Source organism: [Erwinia] mediterraneensis, from assembly GCF_900604315.1.
In the GTDB taxonomy this organism is placed as follows: domain Bacteria; phylum Pseudomonadota; class Gammaproteobacteria; order Enterobacterales; family Enterobacteriaceae; genus Pantoea; species Pantoea mediterraneensis_A.
This window is the reverse complement of the sequence record NZ_LR026978.1, coordinates 3,263,477-3,280,826: the sequence shown is the minus strand read 5'-3', so window position 1 is coordinate 3,280,826 and position 17,350 is coordinate 3,263,477. Positions and strand designations below refer to the sequence as shown.

At 60.3% G+C, this 17,350-nt stretch carries 12 protein-coding genes; 1 reads left to right on the top strand and 11 read right to left on the bottom strand.

What is annotated here, in order from left to right:
- Window positions 1-36: 36 nt before the first annotated feature.
- From E0E17_RS15405 to E0E17_RS15370, 8 genes are all read right to left on the bottom strand, one after another.
- Window positions 37-942: a bestrophin family protein gene (locus E0E17_RS15405; protein WP_130834886.1), complete on the bottom strand. Its 906-nt coding sequence runs from the start codon at window positions 940-942 to the stop codon at window positions 37-39.
- 133 nt (window positions 943-1,075) lie between these two features.
- The gene (locus E0E17_RS15400) at window positions 1,076-2,518 is read right to left on the bottom strand and encodes a YchO/YchP family invasin (protein ID WP_130834885.1); all 1,443 of its coding nucleotides are present in this window, start codon (window positions 2,516-2,518) and stop codon (window positions 1,076-1,078) included.
- 215 nt (window positions 2,519-2,733) lie between these two features.
- The gene (locus tag E0E17_RS15395) at window positions 2,734-3,531 is read right to left on the bottom strand and encodes a glucose 1-dehydrogenase (protein WP_130834884.1); all 798 of its coding nucleotides are present in this window, start codon (window positions 3,529-3,531) and stop codon (window positions 2,734-2,736) included.
- A gap of 11 nt (window positions 3,532-3,542) precedes the next feature.
- Window positions 3,543-4,610 (bottom strand): ABC transporter permease, encoded by a 1,068-nt coding sequence (locus E0E17_RS15390; RefSeq protein WP_130834883.1) that lies wholly within the window; start codon window positions 4,608-4,610, stop codon window positions 3,543-3,545.
- A 19-nt stretch (window positions 4,611-4,629) separates the two neighbouring features.
- Entirely contained in the window at window positions 4,630-6,174 is a 1,545-nt protein-coding gene (locus E0E17_RS15385; protein WP_130835580.1) for a sugar ABC transporter ATP-binding protein, read from the bottom strand.
- A gap of 10 nt (window positions 6,175-6,184) precedes the next feature.
- Window positions 6,185-6,799, bottom strand: coding sequence for a DUF2291 family protein (locus E0E17_RS15380; RefSeq protein WP_130834882.1), 615 nt, complete (start codon window positions 6,797-6,799; stop codon window positions 6,185-6,187).
- Between the two features lie 41 nt (window positions 6,800-6,840).
- Window positions 6,841-7,776 carry a D-ribose ABC transporter substrate-binding protein gene (locus E0E17_RS15375; protein ID WP_130834881.1) on the bottom strand — a complete coding sequence of 312 codons (936 nt, stop codon included), beginning with the start codon at window positions 7,774-7,776 and terminating at the stop codon, window positions 6,841-6,843.
- A 48-nt stretch (window positions 7,777-7,824) separates the two neighbouring features.
- Window positions 7,825-8,622, bottom strand: coding sequence for a GolD/DthD family dehydrogenase (locus E0E17_RS15370; protein ID WP_130834880.1), 798 nt, complete (start codon window positions 8,620-8,622; stop codon window positions 7,825-7,827).
- Window positions 8,623-9,008: 386 nt separating this feature from the next.
- Between E0E17_RS15370 and E0E17_RS15365 the strand changes: the two genes are divergently transcribed.
- A complete protein-coding gene (locus E0E17_RS15365) occupies window positions 9,009-9,827 on the top strand; it encodes a DeoR/GlpR family DNA-binding transcription regulator (protein WP_130834879.1) in 819 nt (272 codons plus the stop codon).
- A 3-nt stretch (window positions 9,828-9,830) separates the two neighbouring features.
- Here the strand turns inward: E0E17_RS15365 and cobA are convergent, their stop codons facing one another.
- Genes cobA through nirB form a run of 3 tightly spaced genes read right to left on the bottom strand, consistent with a single transcriptional unit; the run spans window position 9,831 to window position 17,347 of the window.
- A complete protein-coding gene (cobA, locus tag E0E17_RS15360) occupies window positions 9,831-10,646 on the bottom strand; it encodes a uroporphyrinogen-III C-methyltransferase (protein WP_130834878.1) in 816 nt (271 codons plus the stop codon).
- 15 nt (window positions 10,647-10,661) lie between these two features.
- Entirely contained in the window at window positions 10,662-13,280 is a 2,619-nt protein-coding gene (locus E0E17_RS15355) for a nitrate reductase (RefSeq protein WP_130834877.1), read from the bottom strand.
- Window positions 13,277-17,347 carry a nitrite reductase large subunit NirB gene (gene nirB, locus E0E17_RS15350; protein ID WP_130834876.1) on the bottom strand — a complete coding sequence of 1,357 codons (4,071 nt, stop codon included), beginning with the start codon at window positions 17,345-17,347 and terminating at the stop codon, window positions 13,277-13,279. Before nirB ends, E0E17_RS15355 begins: the two co-directional genes overlap by 4 nt.
- Window positions 17,348-17,350: the final 3 nt, after the last annotated feature.

Here is a 17,350-nt window from a genome sequence, read left to right as displayed (position 1 = left end):
CGCGAGCGGACAGCCGCTCCGCTCGCAAATAACAACTCAGGTCAGACGATAATGGTGATCAGGCTTCAGCGGTTCTGGCAGCTGCGTTTCTCCGGCCATCTCGCGCAGACTGATTTCAATATTGGTGCAGATAGCATCCATCGGCAGATGGTTATTCTTATAGCCAAACGGCATCTCCAGCTCTTCTGCCAGGGTATCCAGCGAGAGAAAGGTATAAGAGATAAACATCGACACCAGCGGCGTCATGTAATGGAGATCGGGTGCCAGGGCAAAAGGCAGCAGCGTCGAGAAGAGATAAACGGTGCGGTGCAGCAGCAGGCTGTAGGCAAAAGGCACCGGCATACTGGCGAGACGCTCGCAGCCGCCCAGCACCGCAGCCAGCTGGTTAAGGTTCTGATCTATATTGCTCCATACCACGTCGCTGATCAGCCCCTGACGACGCTGCTCACCCAGCCACTGTGAAAGCTGCAGCAGCAGATAGTTGGCCGGTGAGCGCCGCGCCAGTACCTGATCCGCCTCATTGCCCAGCAGACGCAGCAGATCGGGGCGCGCATCGGTACGCCGCAGCTGATGCTTCAGGGCATAGCAAAACGCCAGCAGCAGCGCCTGGGCGCGCGGCGTATAAGCGGGCGCAATGGTCAACACCTGACGCTGAAGGGTACGACAGGCGATTAATAACTCGCCGAGAAAACGCCGCGCTTCGCTGAAACGGGCATAACAGACACTGTTACGAAAACCAAGAAACACCGCGATAGAAACACCCAGCAGGCTAAATGGCGCCAGCGTCAGTTTAATACCGAGCGTGCCGTACCAGCCCAGGGAAAAGATGGCGATAAGAGAGACAACCAGGTTAACAGAAAGCCGAAACAGAATATCGGGCAGCACAGAACCGTGCCATGCGAACAAACGAATGAACCAATGGCTATGCGAACGAACAATCATGGTATGCAGTTGAACAAGATTTTTAGCTGATTCTGCGACTTTATACGCAGCGGCACCAGCAAAAAATTGTGATAAACATCACATTTTTTTCTGGACTTTTGCGTAACAGCCGCGTCAGCCGCGAAAAGCGGCTTCAGAGCGACCCGGGTAAAGGTGCCATCAGATCAAAGGGTTCCGCGGATGGCGTCTGCAGCGCTACCGGTTCCTGTAGCTTCAGGGTGATCCAGTTGGAGGTAACACGCTGCTGCTTGCTGTCCTCCAGCGTCACCGACAGATGATATTCGTTGCTGGCACCGGGCGTACTGTCCCATGGCGGCATAATAATACTCCAGCCCTGCGGATCGTTATTATCCGCTGACGGCGTCAGGCTTAGCGCCTGGGTATCACCCTGCCAGCTCACCTGGGTGATCGGGTTGGCGGCGCGGATTTGCAATTTCAGCGGCAGGCTCTCGCCCGGATGCAGCTGCCACGGCGGCGTCGCCAGGAACACCGTCAGGGTTTTACGCTGTCGGAACTCCAGGACCGGCGTGCTGCTGCGTGTGACGCTGTCATAACGACTGCCGCGCAGTGAGCGCGTCTCTGCGACATTATCCGCCGAGAGCTGCTGGCGCAGCGCCACGCCAAAGCGATAATTCAACTTCAGGCCCAGCTGATCCTGATTCTCACCGCTGCTGGCTTCTTTATGGCTGGCGGACACCGTCACCAGCGGCACCGGGGTATAGGAGACCCCCAGCGACAGCGCCGAGGGGTTATGATAACCGGAGCCGCTGTCAAACAGATCCACCTCCTCGCCCAGATACTGCTCCCAGCTCAGGGAGACCCCCAGCTGACGATAAAACGGCAGGTAGCCCTGGGTGGTGATATCGTAACCGCGCGCCATGCGCTGCTGCGTCAGATCGCTGCCGTCATTCCAGCCCGACAGCGGCGTATAGTAGTTGGCGGAGAAGCGCAGAAAGTTGCCCCAGGCCTCGGTGCCGAGCGAAGCGCGCTGTGATCCCGTCTCCAGCTGCCGATCGACGAAGGCGTTGTAGCCGAGCAGCCAGTTTCCGGCGATCCAGCGCTGGCCCAGACCTGCGCTGCCCAGCGTTCCCTCTTCGCTCTGACGAAATCCCAGCTGACTGAAGGTAAGATAGCGGTAATTATCTGCCCAGGGGGTAGTCAGCTGCCCGCCCGTACCATTGAAATTTCCGGTCATATCGACGTTGATATCCAGTTCCGCCATGCCATAGGGCGACAGCAACGCCTGCCCTTCACTCTCCACGCGTTCGGTCACCTCATCGCGCAACTGGTTAAAGGCCCAGAGGCTCGCCTGCTGTCCCAGCGTCTGATCGCTGCTGTTCTGACTCGCCTCGCCGATGCTTTTGGCGACGGTCGCCAGCTTTTTGCTGAAAGCGGCGCTCTCATCCTGCGAGCCCAGCGACGGCAACGTGTCGGTCATCTGGCGAAAACGGGCGGGATCGCTGAAGGGGGCATCGGGCACCCGGGTGTCAGCCCCGGCGCCGCTGGCGGCGGAGAGCCGGAGCAGTAGCGCAGCGCTGGAAAACGGCAAAATATAGCGGGTCAGTCTCAATAACATAAGCAGTATGGTTTAGCGCCTTGGTAACAAAAAGGGCTGCTTATTAAGCAGACAACAGTAACCTTAACATATTTATGCGCCCGCCTGACCCCGCCTGCAGGCACCGGAGACGAGGCAGCGGCAAGTATTTATGCTAACCCGTTGAAATAAAAGGTTCCAAAGAAAAAAAGGCGCCCGCCGGGCGCCCTGATTCCAGGAGCAATCGCAGAGGAGGCTCAGGAAAAGATAAGCCCGCCATCCACGTTGATGGTCTGGCCGGTAATATAACGCGCATCATCGGAGGCGAGGAAAGCCACCAGTCCGGCAACATCATTCGGCTGACCGGCGCGCTTCAGCGGAATGTTTTCTACCCACTCCGCCATCAGTTCGCCTTTGCCATAGCGCTTTTTGTCGCTGCTGAGGATTTCTCCCCACACCCGGTCGTTGTAATCCCACATCTCACTCTCAATGATGCCGGGACAGAAGGCGTTAACGGTGATATTCCACGGTGCCAGCTCCAGCGCCAGGCTCTGGGTAATGCCAATCACGCCCATTTTGCTGGCGGCATAGTGCGGCGTATAGATAAAGCCCTGCCGCCCCTGCCCCGAGGAGGTATTAATCAGGCAGCCGCCGTTCTGTTTCACCATATACTTCGCCGCCTCGCGGCAGCAGAGCCAGACCCCGGTGGTGTTGACCGCCAGGATGCGCTCAAAGTCCTGTTTTGGCATGCTGTCAAAGCGATCAATGGTGATCACCCCGGCGTTCTGGATCGAGACGTCGATACTGCCGAAACGTTCCGCCGCCTGCTGATAAAGCTGCTGTACCTGGGCTTCATCGGTGACATCCAGCTGCAGCGCCAGGATCTCGCTGCCATACCGTTGCTCCAGCTGTTGCGCCGTCTGAAATACCCGGTCAGCATTGGAAACCATCACCAGACGGGCACCGTCACGGGCGAAACGCTCCGCAATACCGGCACCAATACCGCGACAGGCACCGGTAATTACCACTGTTTTTCCACTAAAATCGCGCGTCATCTTTCCTCCCGTTAGCCATGGCTGATTTCAGAGAGCGGTGCTGCCTGCTGCTTTTTTTCATGGCGACGCAACAGCACCACTTTACTTTGTAACCGTTGCTGGAACTGATCGATCACCACGGCGGTGACAATCACCAGCCCTTTGATCACCATCTGCCAGAAGTCGCTGACCCCCATCATCACCATGCCGTCCGCCAGGAAGACAATCACGAAGGCCCCGATGATCGAGCCGGAAACCCGTCCGCGTCCGCCCGCCAGCGCCGTGCCGCCCAGCACCGTGGCACCGATAGCGTCCATCTCGAACATATTGCCGGTCATGGGATGGGCCGTTTGCAACTGCGAAGCGACCACCAGCCCCACCAGTCCGGCGCACAGCCCGGAGAAGGCGTAGACAAAGATTTTCACTTTGATAATGGGCACGCCCGCCAGCCGTGCCGCCGACTCGTTACCGCCGGTGGCGTAGATATAGCGCCCCAGCGGCGTTTTATGCGTCAGGTAGATACCGAGCAGCAAAAAGCCGAGCATCAGCCAGATAGGCAGATAGACGCCAAGCAGCGTACCGGAGCCGAGGGTGGCGAAGCCGGTATTGCCCAGTTCAGGCATGCCGACGAGGTTGGCGTAGGTGCTGCCATTGTTAAACAGCAAGGCGGCGCCGCGCGCCACATACATCATGCCCAGCGTACAGATAAAGGGAGCGACGCCGAGCCGGGTAATCACCGTCCCGTTCACCAGGCCGATGATCATGCCAAACAGCGCCACCAGCAGGATCACTTCCGGCACGTTAAAGAACAGGATATTGCCGCCCCACAGCGGCAGGCCATTGGTGAGCAGCGCCCCGGCGACCATGCCGCAGATGCCCGCCACCGCGCCCACCGAAAGATCGATGCCGCCAGTGAGGATCACCAGCGTCATGCCGATTGCCAGCAGGCCGGTGATCGCCACGTGCTGGGTCATAATCAGCAGGTTGGAGGTGGTGAGGAAGTTCGGCACCATAATGCTGAAAAAGCCCACCACAATCAGCAGCGCGATAAAGGTGCGCGCCTTCAGCAGGTACATATAGAGCAGATATTTTTGGTTCATATTTTCTCTCCGGCCCGCCTCATTCATGAGGTGTCGAGGCAACAATCAGTTTTTCCCGCGTCGCGTCGCGGCGTGGCAGATCGGCGGTAATACGTCCGTCAGCCATCACCAGAATGCGATCCGCCAGCGCCATCACTTCATCCAGTTCGGACGAGGAGAACATCACCGCCAGCCCCTGCTGCGCCAGACTGCCGATCAGGTGATAGACATCGGTTTTGGCACCGACATCAATGCCGCGCGTCGGCTCATCCAGCAGTACTACCTGCGGGCCGGTCATCAGCGCTTTACCCAGCACCACCTTCTGCTGGTTGCCGCCGCTCAACGAAGTAATGGGCAGCTCGCTGTCGCTGACTTTGATCGCCAGATGGTTAATCATCTCATCCACGCGGCGCTGTTCTTTTTGCGGACGCAGCATGCGCAGCGCCCGACGGAAGCCGCGCAGGCTGAGATCGGTGAGGGTCATGTTGGCGGTGATGGACATCAGCTGCACCACCCCTTCCGCCTGGCGATCTTCCGGCACCAGCGAGATGCCCTTCTTCAGGCGCTGCTGAAAATTACGCTTGTCGAGAGATTCGCCATTCAGCGTGATGTTGCCGTGCTGACAGGGCATCAGGCCAATCAGCCCTTTGAAGAGTTCGGTGCGCCCGGCGCCCAGCAGCCCGTAAATGCCAATCACCTCCCCTTTACGCAGGCTAAAGCTGACGTCATTCAGCCGGTAGCCGCCGTTCTGATGCAGCGCCGTCAGCCCCGCTACCTGCAGTACCGTCTCGCCCTGACTGGCCGGGCTGTAGTCGAAATGCTTTTTCTTATCGCCCACCATCTGCTCGATGATCCACGGGATGCTGGCGTCGCGCACTTCACGCTCGCTGATAAAGCGCCCGTCGCGGAAGATGGTGATGTGATCGCCAATCTCCATCAGTTCTTCCAGCCGGTGGGAGATGTAGATAATGGTGACGCCGCGTCGCTTCAGCTGGGCGATAACGTTGAACAGCACCTTCACCTCTGACTGACTCAGGGCGCTGGTCGGCTCATCCATAATCAGCACGCGCGTATCTTTGGACAGGGCGCGCGCAATCTCTACCAGCTGCTGATGGCCAATGCCCAGCTCTCCCAGCGGCGCCAGCGGATCCACGTTCAGCTCCAGCCGCTCCAGCAGTGATTTCGCCAGCGCATACTGATACTTTTCGTTAATCACGCCGCGCTGGAAAAACTCGTTGGCGATAAAGATGTTGTCCATCACGTTCATGTTGGGGAACAGGTTCAGCTCCTGAAAAATAATGCTGATGCCCTGCTTTTCCGCTTCATGGGTGGAGCTGAGCGTGACCGGCTTGCCATCCAGCAGAATTTCACCGGACGACGGGGTTTCTACCCCTGCCAGCATCTTCATCATGGTGGACTTGCCCGCGCCGTTTTCGCCAATCAGCACGTTGACCTTGTTGCGGTAGACACGATAGTTGACCTGATCGAGCGCGGTCACCCCCGGATAGAGACGCGACAAATTACGCGTTTCAATAATCACTTCCGGCAGCGTATCCGGCGCTGTCTGCTGCGAGTGTTCTGCCATCATCCGCTCCTCAGGGTTGTCGGCTGATCTGCGCCGGCGTGATATCGGGCGTCTGCTGCGGAATATCCCAGCTGCTGAACACACCGGCAATCGCCACCTTGTCACCCACTTTCGGCGCAAAGGTTTTCATCATGTCGGCGGCCTGCTGGTTAATGGCGCGGCCATAATCACCAAACAGCACCTGATCGTTGAAGTCCTGATAGCTGACCCCTTTGTAGGCGTCACGCAGCGCGGTGCCGCGAATAATCGGCCCGGTTTGCACCGTGACCTGCGCGCCATCCGCTTCCTGCACCGTCATTTTGCCGCTGCGCGATTTGCTGTTGAGCGCCGTTACTTCCCCCTGCAGGCGCACCGAAAACACACAGGGGTTTTCCGCCTGGCTGCGATAGCCGTAGCGCTGGCAGGCATCATCGAAATCTTTCGCCGCCTGCAGATCTTTCATCAGCTGCGCCAGCGGCTTCGCCTCCTGCACGACCTGCGGCACCAGTTTCTGCTGCCAGGCCTGCGCCACACTGGACAGATTGGGATTGGGGGGATTTTTCAGCGCCGCCAGCTCCTGCTGCGACACAATGCGACAGCCGCTCAGCAACAGCACGGCCAGCACCAGTCCGGGTCGTCTCGACATCACCTTCTCCTCTGCGCCCGCCAGGCGGGCGCGACCGCTGATTACGACTTGTAGTTAAAGTCCTGCACGTTCTGCGCATTATCCGGCGTGATCAGGATGCCGCGGAACATCACGCGCTGTTTTTCCGGTTTGGTGCCTTTCTGGATATAGTTATCGAGGTCAGTAACCCCCTGCGCTGCAATCGCCTGTGCCTGCAGCATCACCGTCGCCTTCAGCGAGCCCGCTTTCACCGCGTCGCGCTCATCATTGCTGCCGTCGATGCCGACCACGATCACATCATCGCGTCCCGCCGCCTTCAGCGCGGCGATCGCGCCCAGCGCTACCGGACCGTTGCCGCAGATCACCCCTTTAACGTCCGGATGCGCCTGCAGAATGCTGTCCATGATGCGTTTGCCGTCAATCAGCGTGCCTTTGGCATCCTGACGCGCCACGCTCTGCATGTCGGTATATTGATCCAGTACCTGATGGAAAGATTTGGAGCGGGTCACGCAGTTGTTATCTGCCAGGTTACAGGTCAGCTCCGCATATTTGCCCTGCTCACCCATCTGCTCAACAAAGACGTTGGCGACGTCGGAACCAGCCTGGAAGTTGTTGTGGGTGATCTGCACCAGCGCCACATCATCCACCGGAATTTCGCGGTTGATCAGTACCACCGGAATACCGGCATCTTTGGCTTTTTTGATCGCCGCGACGCTGGCGGTGGAGTCGGCGTTATCCAGTACGATGCCCTGTACTTTCTTGCCGATCGCGGCATCGATCAGCTCACTCTGCTTCTTCACATCCTCCCCGTGCGACAGCACGCTGGTTTTGTAACCCAGCTCCTGCGCTTTCAGATTGGCCCCTTTGGCTTCTGAAGCGTAATAAGGGTTATCCAGCGAGTTAACGAGGATCATGATGGTGCCTTTCTCAGCCGCGAGGCTCGCCTGGGAAAAGAGCATGGCCGCGGTGAGGGTGGTTAACAGATAGCGGGTTTTCATGGTGTTGTTCTCTCAATTATTGTTATGGCAGGGTGACAGGGTGTTGCATTACCAGATGGTGAAACCGCCATCGATCATCAGGTCGGCGCCGGTGATCATGTCGCTGCCGTTGCTGGCAAAAAACAGCACGGCGGCGGCGATTTCATCGGTATAGGCGAAGCGTCCCAGCGGAATCAGGGTTTTCATCTGCTCCCCTTTTTCTCCGCGCCAGGCTTTCTCACCCATCGGTGTCAGCACTACGGTGGGCGACAGGGTATTCACATTGATACGGTGCGGCGCAAACTCCTTGGCCATCACTTTGGTCATGCCCAGCAGACCCGCTTTGGCTGAGGTATAGGCCACATGGTTATCGATGGCGATGGAGGCGGCCTGTGAAGCAATATTGATAATTTTGCCGCCGTTACCCGCCTGCACCATGCGCTTCGCGGCAGCCTGCGCACAGAGAAAAGGGCCGGTGAGATTGACGGCAATCTGCTTTTGCCATTCGCTGAAGTCAGTTTCCAGTACTGGCTGCAGCATCACATAACCGGCGCAATTCACCAGAATATCGATATGACCATAATGCTGCTCTACGCTGCTGAACGCCTGCTCCACGGAGGCAGGATCAGTCACGTCACAGCAGACAAACTGCACGCGCGTGGCGTCGAACTGCTGACGCAGACTCTCCACCTTCTCCGCTTCAAAAGGGGGATAGAGCAGCGCCAGGCTGGCCCCCTTTTCCAGCAGCATTTCGTTGCTGGCCATCGCAATCCCGCCGAATCCGCCGGTGACCACGGCGACTTTGCCGCTGAGATCAAGTTGGGTGTTGACGCCGTAGCGCAGATTTACGTCGTAGTCATTACTCATCCGCCCTTTCTCCTTCTCTGTTCAGTGAGCCACTCGCCCCATTGCCGGACAGCAAACGGCAGCGGATGGTGCAACATTCATTTTCGAACAAAAATATATGCTATCAAATCGCAAGCGTATGTGGGTGAGATCAAATTTCATACAAAAAGGCTGAAATTTATTCTATCTCGCTGAAATTCAATTATTCTTATCATATGATGCACAAAAGGCGGGAAAGCAGACACCCGTTTCGCCGGATACCGGTCAGCCTTTTATGGGTTTACATTTTCGTTCGAAAATATATATCCCTGGTCTTGCTCTCGCAAACGCCAGATCGGCAGGGTAAACTCAGCGACAGATCTTCTTGCGCCGTCACGAACCACGATTGAAAAAAGGGAGCGTTTCGATTGAAAAGCAAAACTGAACAACTGGCTGATATGCAGTTACGCCGGGAAAAAATTCTTGAGATGATCCGTGAGGATGGCACGGTGACGGTGAAAGCGCTGACGGAAACTTTTGGCCTCACAGAAGCCACCATCCGTACCGACCTGCGTATGCTGCAAAGACAGGGATTTGTCCAGCGTTATCATGGCGGGGCGACACTGATGACCGGGAAACAGAACACCGGGGCGCTGTTGCTGGAGCGCCAGACTCATCTGGATGAAAAGGATGCGATTGGCCGTCTGGCGGCGCAATATATTGAAAATGGCGATACGGTGATTTTCGACTCTGGTTCAACCACCACCGCGATTACTGATTCGCTGGATCATATCCGGCGACTGTCGGTGATCACCACCGCCGTGAATATTGCCCTCAAACTGGGCGGCGAGCCGGGTATTAATATTCTGCTGACCGGCGGCACCTTTAAATTCCCGACCCTCTCGACCTCCGGTGAGAAAGCAGCCAGCTTTTTCGAAAATGTGCTGGCGCAAAAGCTGTTTCTCGCCACCGCCTGTATCTCCCCGCGGCTCGGCCTCAGCTATCCCAGCGAAACCGATATCAAAGTGAAAATGGCGATGATCCGCTCCGCCAGCACGGTGTATGTGGTAGCCGACTCCAGCAAGATCGATAAGGTATCGATGTTTGCCCTGCCCTGCGACTGGAGCCATATCCACTATCTGATCACCGACAGCGGCATTACCCCGGCGCAGATCGCCGCCTTTGAAGCCCTGGGCGTCAAAGTGCTGGTCGCCCCGCCGCTGATGGCGCAGAAAAAAGCGATCTGAAAGTTACCCGGCGAGGGTCAGCGCCAGCGTGCTGAGGCTCTGGCCAGAATAGAGTCGCACCACCTCGCCCACCACCAGCAGCGCGGGGGATTGCGGCTGCTCGCGCGCCACCGTTTGCGCCAGCTCACCCAGCGAGGTGATGAATATTCGCTGCGTGATGCGCGTTCCGTTCTCAATAATCGCTACCGGCGTATCGGCGCTGCGCCCGTGCGCCTGCAGCCGCCCGGCAATGGCGACACAGCCGTTTAAGCCCATATAGAACACCAGCGTCTGCTGTGTGGCACCCAACGAAGGGTCGGTGAGATCCGGCTCGCCGCTTTTACTGTGACCGGTAATCAGGCGTACCGACTGTGCATAGTCGCGATGGGTAAGCGGAATGCCTGCCGCCGCCGCACAGCCCACCGCCGCAGTGATGCCGGGCACCACCTGACAACAAACGCCCGCCTGTTGCAGCCACTGCATCTCTTCGCCGCCCCGGCCAAAAATAAAGGGGTCGCCACCTTTCAGGCGTACCACCTGACGTCCGCCGCGCGCCAGATCTACCAGCAACTGGTTGATCTGCGTCTGTTTCAGACCGTGGCAACCGGGCCGTTTGCCAACGTCAATCCTCAGCGTCGCCGACGGCACCTCCGCCATCACCTCGGCGCTGACCAGCCGGTCATAGACTACCACATCAGCGCTGCGCAGCAGACGCAGCGCTTTCAGCGTTAACAGCCCGACGTCGCCTGGCCCGGCCCCTGTCAGCCAGACGCAGCCTGGCGCCGCATCCTGACGCGGCGGGGGAAGTAATTTATCAAGAGAGGGAATCGCTGTGGTCATGGTTGTCTCCCGCCATCAGGCTTCGGTCTGTTGAGTGAAAATAATCTGTCTGAGTTCGGGCAGACAGGAGCCGCAGTTGGTACCGCATTTCAGCGCCGCGCCCAGCGCCGCGGGGGTGTGGCAACCGTCCGCCACCGCCTGTCGGATCGTCTGCTCGCCAACGCCATAGCAGCTGCACACCATACGTCCCTGGCTGCCGCCCTGCACCGGCATGCCCGCCAGCAGCGCGTGCCGCTCTGCAGCGCTGCGCGGTGGCACGGCAAAAGCCTGCGTCACCCATGCCTTGTCGATCACCGGCAGTGTCGGCGCAGCATAAAACGCCAGCTGCAGTTCGCCGTCGCGCCAGGCGAGCAGACGGTAGCCCTGTGCGCCCGCATCCGCATACTGCAGCTGCATTCCCGTCAGCATCCCCTGCGCCGCCAGCCAGGTCTGCGGCGTGCCTTCCCCTGCCAGTACGTAGCGCTGTACCTCGCCCTGCGGTGCACGCGCCCAGTAGTTCACTTGCTGCGGGGTGCGGCAGGTGCGCTGCCAGAGCCAGCCCTGCCAGGCGGGACGCAGCGCCTGCAGACGCACTGCGGTCTGTTTCAGCGCTGGCTGACCGGAGATCGGGCAACAATGCGCCGCCACCAGCGTATCGACGTTTGCCTGCGCGCTGAACTGGCGGTTCCAGTGCATCGGCACAAACAGCGTGCCAGGATGCAGTCCAGGTTCCAGCGTCACGCGCCCCACCAGCCAGCCATGCGCTGATTGCAGACGCGCCAGATCGCCGGCGCGCAGGCCATAGCGCTGCGCCTCCTGTGGATGCAGCGCGATAAAAGGTTCGTCGCTATGCTGCATCAGGCGCGGCACTGCGCCGGTACGCGTCATGGTATGCCACTGATCGCGGATTCGGCCGGTGTTCATCAGCAGCGGATAGTGACTGCTCAGCGTGACCTGCGGCAGACAGGGTTCGATCGGCAGCAGGCGCGCCTTGCCGTCAGGATGGAAAAAGCGGCGATCGGCGAACAGACGCGCCGTACCCTGCGGCGCCGCGGCGTTGATCGGCCACTGCACCGGTTGCAGGTTATCCCACTGCGCGTCGCTCAGGCTGGCGAGTGCGCTGATGTCGAACGCGCGTTGTCCGTGATTTTCAAAGCCGGAGAGCGCCGCATGTTCGCGGAAAATGGCCGCCGGATGTTGCCAGGCAAAGGCGCTGCCGAATCCCAGCCGACGCGCCACCTGCGCCAGCATCCACCAGTCGGGACGCGCCTCCCCGGCCGGAGGGACAAAGGCGCGCTGGCGCGAGATACGCCGCTCGGAGTTGGTTACGGTGCCATCTTTCTCTCCCCAGCCCTGCGCCGGCAACAGAATATCGGCAAAGGCGGCGGTGTCGCTGTGCGCCGTGACCTCTGAAACAATCACCAGTTCGCACTGCGCCAACGCCCGGTCGATGCGGTTCCCTTCTGGCATCGACACCGCCGGGTTGGTGCCCATAATCCACAGCGCTTTTACCTCGCCGCGCGTCACGGCGTCAAACAGCGCCACGGCGGTGAGGCCGGGCTGCCGTGCCACGCGCTCGCTACCCCAGAAGCGCTGCAGGCGATCGCACTCTGCCGCGCTGAACCCCATATGCGCCGCCAGCTGGTTCGCCAGCCCACCGACCTCGCGCCCACCCATGGCATTGGGCTGACCGGTCAGCGAGAAGGGGCCGCTGCCGGGGCAGCCGATCTTGCCGCTCAGCAGATGGGCATTGAGAATGGCATTGTTGCCGTCGCTGCCGCTGGCGGACTGGTTGACGCCCATGCACCAGAGTGTCAGTACGCGCGGCTGCACCATGAACCATTGCCAGTATGTTGTAACGTCTTTCACCTCCAGCTGACACCAGGCGGCAACTGCAGCGATATCCCATGCACGACTGGCTGCCAGCGTCTCCGTCACACCATCCAGGTGCGGCAGCATGCTGTCGTCAATGCCCTGCTGTTGCGCGAGAAAATTCACCAGTCCGGTAAAGAGCGCGCTGTCGCTGCCGGGTCGCAGCGCCAGATGCAGGTCGGCAATGTCGCAGCTGGCGGTACGGCGCGGATCGATCACCACGATTTTCATTTCCGGACGCCGCTGCTTCGCCTGCTCCAGGCGACGAAAGGCCACCGGATGAGCCCAGGCGGCGTTGGAGCCCACCAGCACCACCAGATCGGCGTGATCGAAATCCTCATAGCAGCACGGCACCGCATCCGCTCCCAGCGCGCGTTTATAACCCGCCACCGCCGAGGCCATGCAGAGGCGTGAGTTGGTATCGATATTGGCCGCACCGATGAAGCCTTTCATCAGTTTGTTGGCGACATAGTAATCTTCGGTGAGCAGCTGTCCGGAGGCGTAGAACGCCACCGACTGCGGGCCGTGCTGTGCGATGATACGTTGCAAGCCATCGGCCGCGGCGTCCAGCGCCTGGTCCCAGCTGACGCGCTCGCCACCGATTTGCGGCCAGCGCAGCCGACCTGTATGTTGTAACGTTTCTCCCAGCGCCGCCCCTTTGACGCACAGCCGCCCGAAATTCGCCGGATGATCGGCATCGCCCGCTACCTGCGCCGCCTGGTCACCCTGCGGCGTGACGCTGACGCCACACCCCACACCGCAATACGGGCAGGTGGTTTTCATGAGGCCACCGCCATTTCGCTGACCGGCTGATTTGCCACCCAGATCGTGCCCTGCTCCAGCTTCACCGGCCAGCAACGCAGCTGCAGCGCCGGATTATCCAGACACTGACCGTCGCGCAGGCGGAAGCGTTGTTTGTAGAGCGGCGAAATCACCACCGGCTCGCCCTGCACGTCGCCCAGCAGACCGCGCGACAGCACGCTGGCGTGGGTGCCCGGCTCGATATCTTCCAGCGCATAGAGATCGTCGCCGAAGCGGAACAGCGCGATACGCTGGTTGCCGAGACGCGCGCCCAGCCCGGCATTAAGCGGCACCTCGTCAAGGGCGCAGATGGCGCTCCACGGCTCAACGGGTAGCGAAATCAGCGGAATACGCGTTGCCGCCGATACGGGTACCCGTTGTCCGCGCACGGCGGCATAGTGCAGCGTTTCGTCGGGCTGGGTACTGTTGATGGTCGGCGTAAACAGCTTCAGGCGCGCCGCGTCCTGCAGCGTGGTTTGCCACTCGCACTGGTAGCTCTCCACCACCTGCTGCATCTCCTGCTCCAGCTGCGCGGCGATACCGAGACTGTCGTCGATCACCACCTCACGCAGATAGTCGAGGCCGCCCTCCATGTTGTCCATCCAGACGCTGGTGCGTTGCAGACGATCCGCGGTGCGTACGTAGAACATCAGAATGCGATCCACATAGCGGATCAGTGTCTGGTCATCCAGATCGCTGGCAAAGAGATCCGCATGACGCGGCTTCATGCCGCCGTTGCCGCAGACATAGAGATTCCAGCCTTTGTCGGTGGCGATCACGCCGATATCCTTGCTCTGCGCTTCGGCGCATTCGCGCGTACAGCCCGATACCGCCATTTTGATTTTGTGCGGCGCGCGCAGGCCCTTGTAGCGGTTTTCCAGATCGATGGCGAAGCGGGTCGAGTCCTGCACCCCATAGCGACACCAGGTCGAACCGACGCAGGATTTCACCGTGCGCAGCGATTTGCCGTAGGCGTGGCCGGTTTCAAACCCGGCCGCCACCAGCGCCCGCCAGATAGCGGGCAGCTGATCAAGACGTGCGCCAAACAGATCAATACGCTGGCCGCCGGTGATTTTGGTGTAAAGATTGAAGCGCGCCGCGACTTCGCCGATGGCGATCAGCCCCTGCGGCGTGATCTCGCCGGCGGCCACACGCGGCACCACCGAATAGGTGCCGTCTTTCTGGATGTTGGCGAAGTAGCGGTCGTTAGTGTCCTGCAGCGGCAGATGCTGCGGCTGCAGCAGGTAGTCGTTCCAGCAAGAAGCGAACAACGATGCCGCCAGCGGTTTACAGATTTCACAGCCGTGGCCGCGCCCGTGCTGCGCCAGCAACGCGTCGAAAGTTTTGATTTCGCCGACACGGATAAGGTGATAAAGCGCCTGGCGCGACCAGGGAAAGTGTTCGCAAACCTCCCGGTTCACTTCCACGCCCTGGCTCTCCAGCTGCTGCTCCATGACCTGCTTTACCAGGGCCGCGCAGCCACCGCAGCCGGTCGCGGCTTTGGTACAGCTTTTTAACGACGCCATATCGCCGCAACCGTTGCTTACCGCGGCGCAGATATCGCCTTTAGAGACGTTGTGGCAGGAGCAGATTTGCGCTCTGTCCGGCAGCGCCGCGACGCCGGACGCACCGGACGGCGCTCCCGCCAGCGACGGCAGGATCAACGTTTCCGGCTCCGCCGGCAGTGGCATGTTGTTCAGCATCATCTGCAACAGCGTGGCGTAGTCGGCGCTGTCGCCCACCAGCACCCCGCCCAGCAGCCGCTTGCCATCGGCAGATACCACCAGCTTTTTGTAGATCTCTTTCGGCCCGTGGGTCCAGTGATAGCTCTGGCTGCCCGCCGTACGGCCATGAGCATCGCCAAAGGAAGCCACTTCTACCCCCAGCAGCTTGAGTTTGGTGCTCATATCGGCACCGCTGAACGCGGAGTCCTCGCCCGCCAGCTGGTCCGCCAGCACGCGCGCCATCTGGTAGCCTGGTGCCACCAGGCCGAAGATCTGGTCATTCCACAGCGCGCATTCGCCGATGGCGTAGATCGCGTCGTCGCTGGTCTGGCAATGATCGTTGATCCTGATGCCGCCGCGTTCGCCCAGCGCGAGGCCCGCCGCGCGCGCCAGCTGGTCGCGCGGGCGGATGCCGGCGGAAAACAGTACCAGATCGCTGGTCAGGGTTTCGCCGTCGGCAAAACTGAGTTGCAGACGACCATCGTCACCGCTGACGATACTCTGCGTCTGCTTACCGGTATGGACCCTGACGCCCAGCGCTTCGATTTTGCGCCGCAGCATCTGCGCGCCGCCCTCGTCCAGCTGCACCGCCATCAGCCGCGGGGCAAACTCCACTACGTGCGTCTCCAGCCCCAGCTGTTTCAGCGCGTTGGCGGCTTCCAGCCCCAGCAGTCCGCCGCCGATCACTACGCCACGCGTCGCCTGAGGCGCGCAGGCGGAGATGGCATTGAGATCCGCCAGCGTACGGTAGACAAAGCAGCGTGACAGCTGATGACCCGGAATGGGCGGCACAAAAGGAAAGGAGCCGGTCGCCAGCACCAGTTTGTCCCAGGCCAGCTCGTTACCGTCGGCGTCACGCAGTGCGCGGCGCTGACGATCGATCGCCACCACCTCGCAGTTGCTGCGCAGCTCAATGCCGTGACGTTCGAAAAAGCCGTCGCTGACCAGCGAGAGATCGGCATGGGTTTTACCGGTGAAATAGTCGGACAGATGCACGCGATCGTAAGCGACCTGCGGCTCTTCGCCATACACCACGATGTGATAGCGCAAATGCAGTTCGCGCGCGACCAGCTGTTCAAGAAAGTGGTGTCCGACCATGCCGTGACCCACAACTGCTATAACAGGTTTATTCATTGCATCGCTTCCTGCAGCCTGTGGCTGCGTCGGGTTTTCATCCAGGCCGAACAGCGCGTTGCTGCTCACTGTTTCGGCGTCCTGAAGTTTGGCCAGCAGCAGCGCGGCCTGGCGGCTGTCGCCCCAGAGCAGCACGCCGCACAAACGGCCCTGATCGAGAAACAGACGGCGATAATGGCCGCTGAGGGGATCAAAGCTGCACAGCGACGGGCGTTCCTGAATATCCCCGGCGCTGAACAGCTCAATACCGGTGACTTTCAGCCGCGTACCCTGCGCCTGGGGATAGAAATCGGCCTGCGGCGCGTCCGCCAGCTGCGCCGCCAGCACCTCAGCCTGCGCCAGACAGGGGGCCAGCAGGCCGAAGGTTTCTCCATCGATTTCACAACATTCGCCCAGCGCATAGACCTGAGGTTGCGGCGTGCGTAACTGACGATCCACCAGGATGCCGCGCCCACAGGGCAGACCCGCCGCCTGCGCCAGTGCCTTCTCCGGCGTCACGCCAATGGCGATGATGACCTGCTGCGCTGCCAGGATTTCGCCGCTGGTTAGCGTGACACTGTCACTGTTAATCTGCGCCAGTGAGACACCGGTCTGGCAGCGAATGCCGCGTTCTGTCAGGCTGCTGGCCAGCAGCGCGCCCGCCGTGGCATCCAGCTGGCGATCCAGCAGCCAGGGGTTGCGATGCAGCAGCGTGACGTCACGTCCGCGCTGGCGCAGCGCCGCCGCCGCTTCTATCCCCAGCAGACCGCCACCAAGCACCACTACCGGCCCGCTCGCCGCCTGCATGCGTTCGACGTCCTGCAGGGTGCGAAAAGCGATCACCTGAGGTCGATCGATGCCGGGGATCGCGGGCATCAGCGGCTGCGAGCCGGTGGCGAACACCAGTCGGTCCCAGGGCAGACGACGCTGTACGGTATCCGCCCGGCGCTGCGACAGATCGACATGCAGCACCGGCTCGCCGCTCAGCAGCCGTACCTGATGATGTGCGTACCAGTCGGGTGAATGGATGATGGTATCGCTGAACCTTTTCTCGCCGCTCAGCACCGGCGACAACATGATGCGGTTGTAGTTAACCTGCGGCTCGCGGCCGATCACCGTGATGTCATAACGCCCGGGCGCGCGCTGCAGCAGACTTTCCACCATGCGCATGCCTGCCATGCCGTTGCCAATCACCAGCAGTTGCTCCGCCATTGC

Coding starts and splice junctions, on each gene's coding strand:
- E0E17_RS15405 (WP_130834886.1), bottom strand. CDS start 942: ATGATTGTTCGTTCGCATAGCCATTGGTTCATTCGTTTGTTCGCATGG.
- E0E17_RS15400 (WP_130834885.1), bottom strand. CDS start 2,518: ATGTTATTGAGACTGACCCGCTATATTTTGCCGTTTTCCAGCGCTGCG.
- E0E17_RS15395 (WP_130834884.1), bottom strand. CDS start 3,531: ATGACGCGCGATTTTAGTGGAAAAACAGTGGTAATTACCGGTGCCTGT.
- E0E17_RS15390 (WP_130834883.1), bottom strand. CDS start 4,610: ATGAACCAAAAATATCTGCTCTATATGTACCTGCTGAAGGCGCGCACC.
- E0E17_RS15385 (WP_130835580.1), bottom strand. CDS start 6,174: ATGGCAGAACACTCGCAGCAGACAGCGCCGGATACGCTGCCGGAAGTG.
- E0E17_RS15380 (WP_130834882.1), bottom strand. CDS start 6,799: ATGTCGAGACGACCCGGACTGGTGCTGGCCGTGCTGTTGCTGAGCGGC.
- E0E17_RS15375 (WP_130834881.1), bottom strand. CDS start 7,776: ATGAAAACCCGCTATCTGTTAACCACCCTCACCGCGGCCATGCTCTTT.
- E0E17_RS15370 (WP_130834880.1), bottom strand. CDS start 8,622: ATGAGTAATGACTACGACGTAAATCTGCGCTACGGCGTCAACACCCAA.
- cobA (WP_130834878.1), bottom strand. CDS start 10,646: ATGACCACAGCGATTCCCTCTCTTGATAAATTACTTCCCCCGCCGCGT.
- E0E17_RS15355 (WP_130834877.1), bottom strand. CDS start 13,280: ATGAAAACCACCTGCCCGTATTGCGGTGTGGGGTGTGGCGTCAGCGTC.
- nirB (WP_130834876.1), bottom strand. CDS start 17,347: ATGGCGGAGCAACTGCTGGTGATTGGCAACGGCATGGCAGGCATGCGC.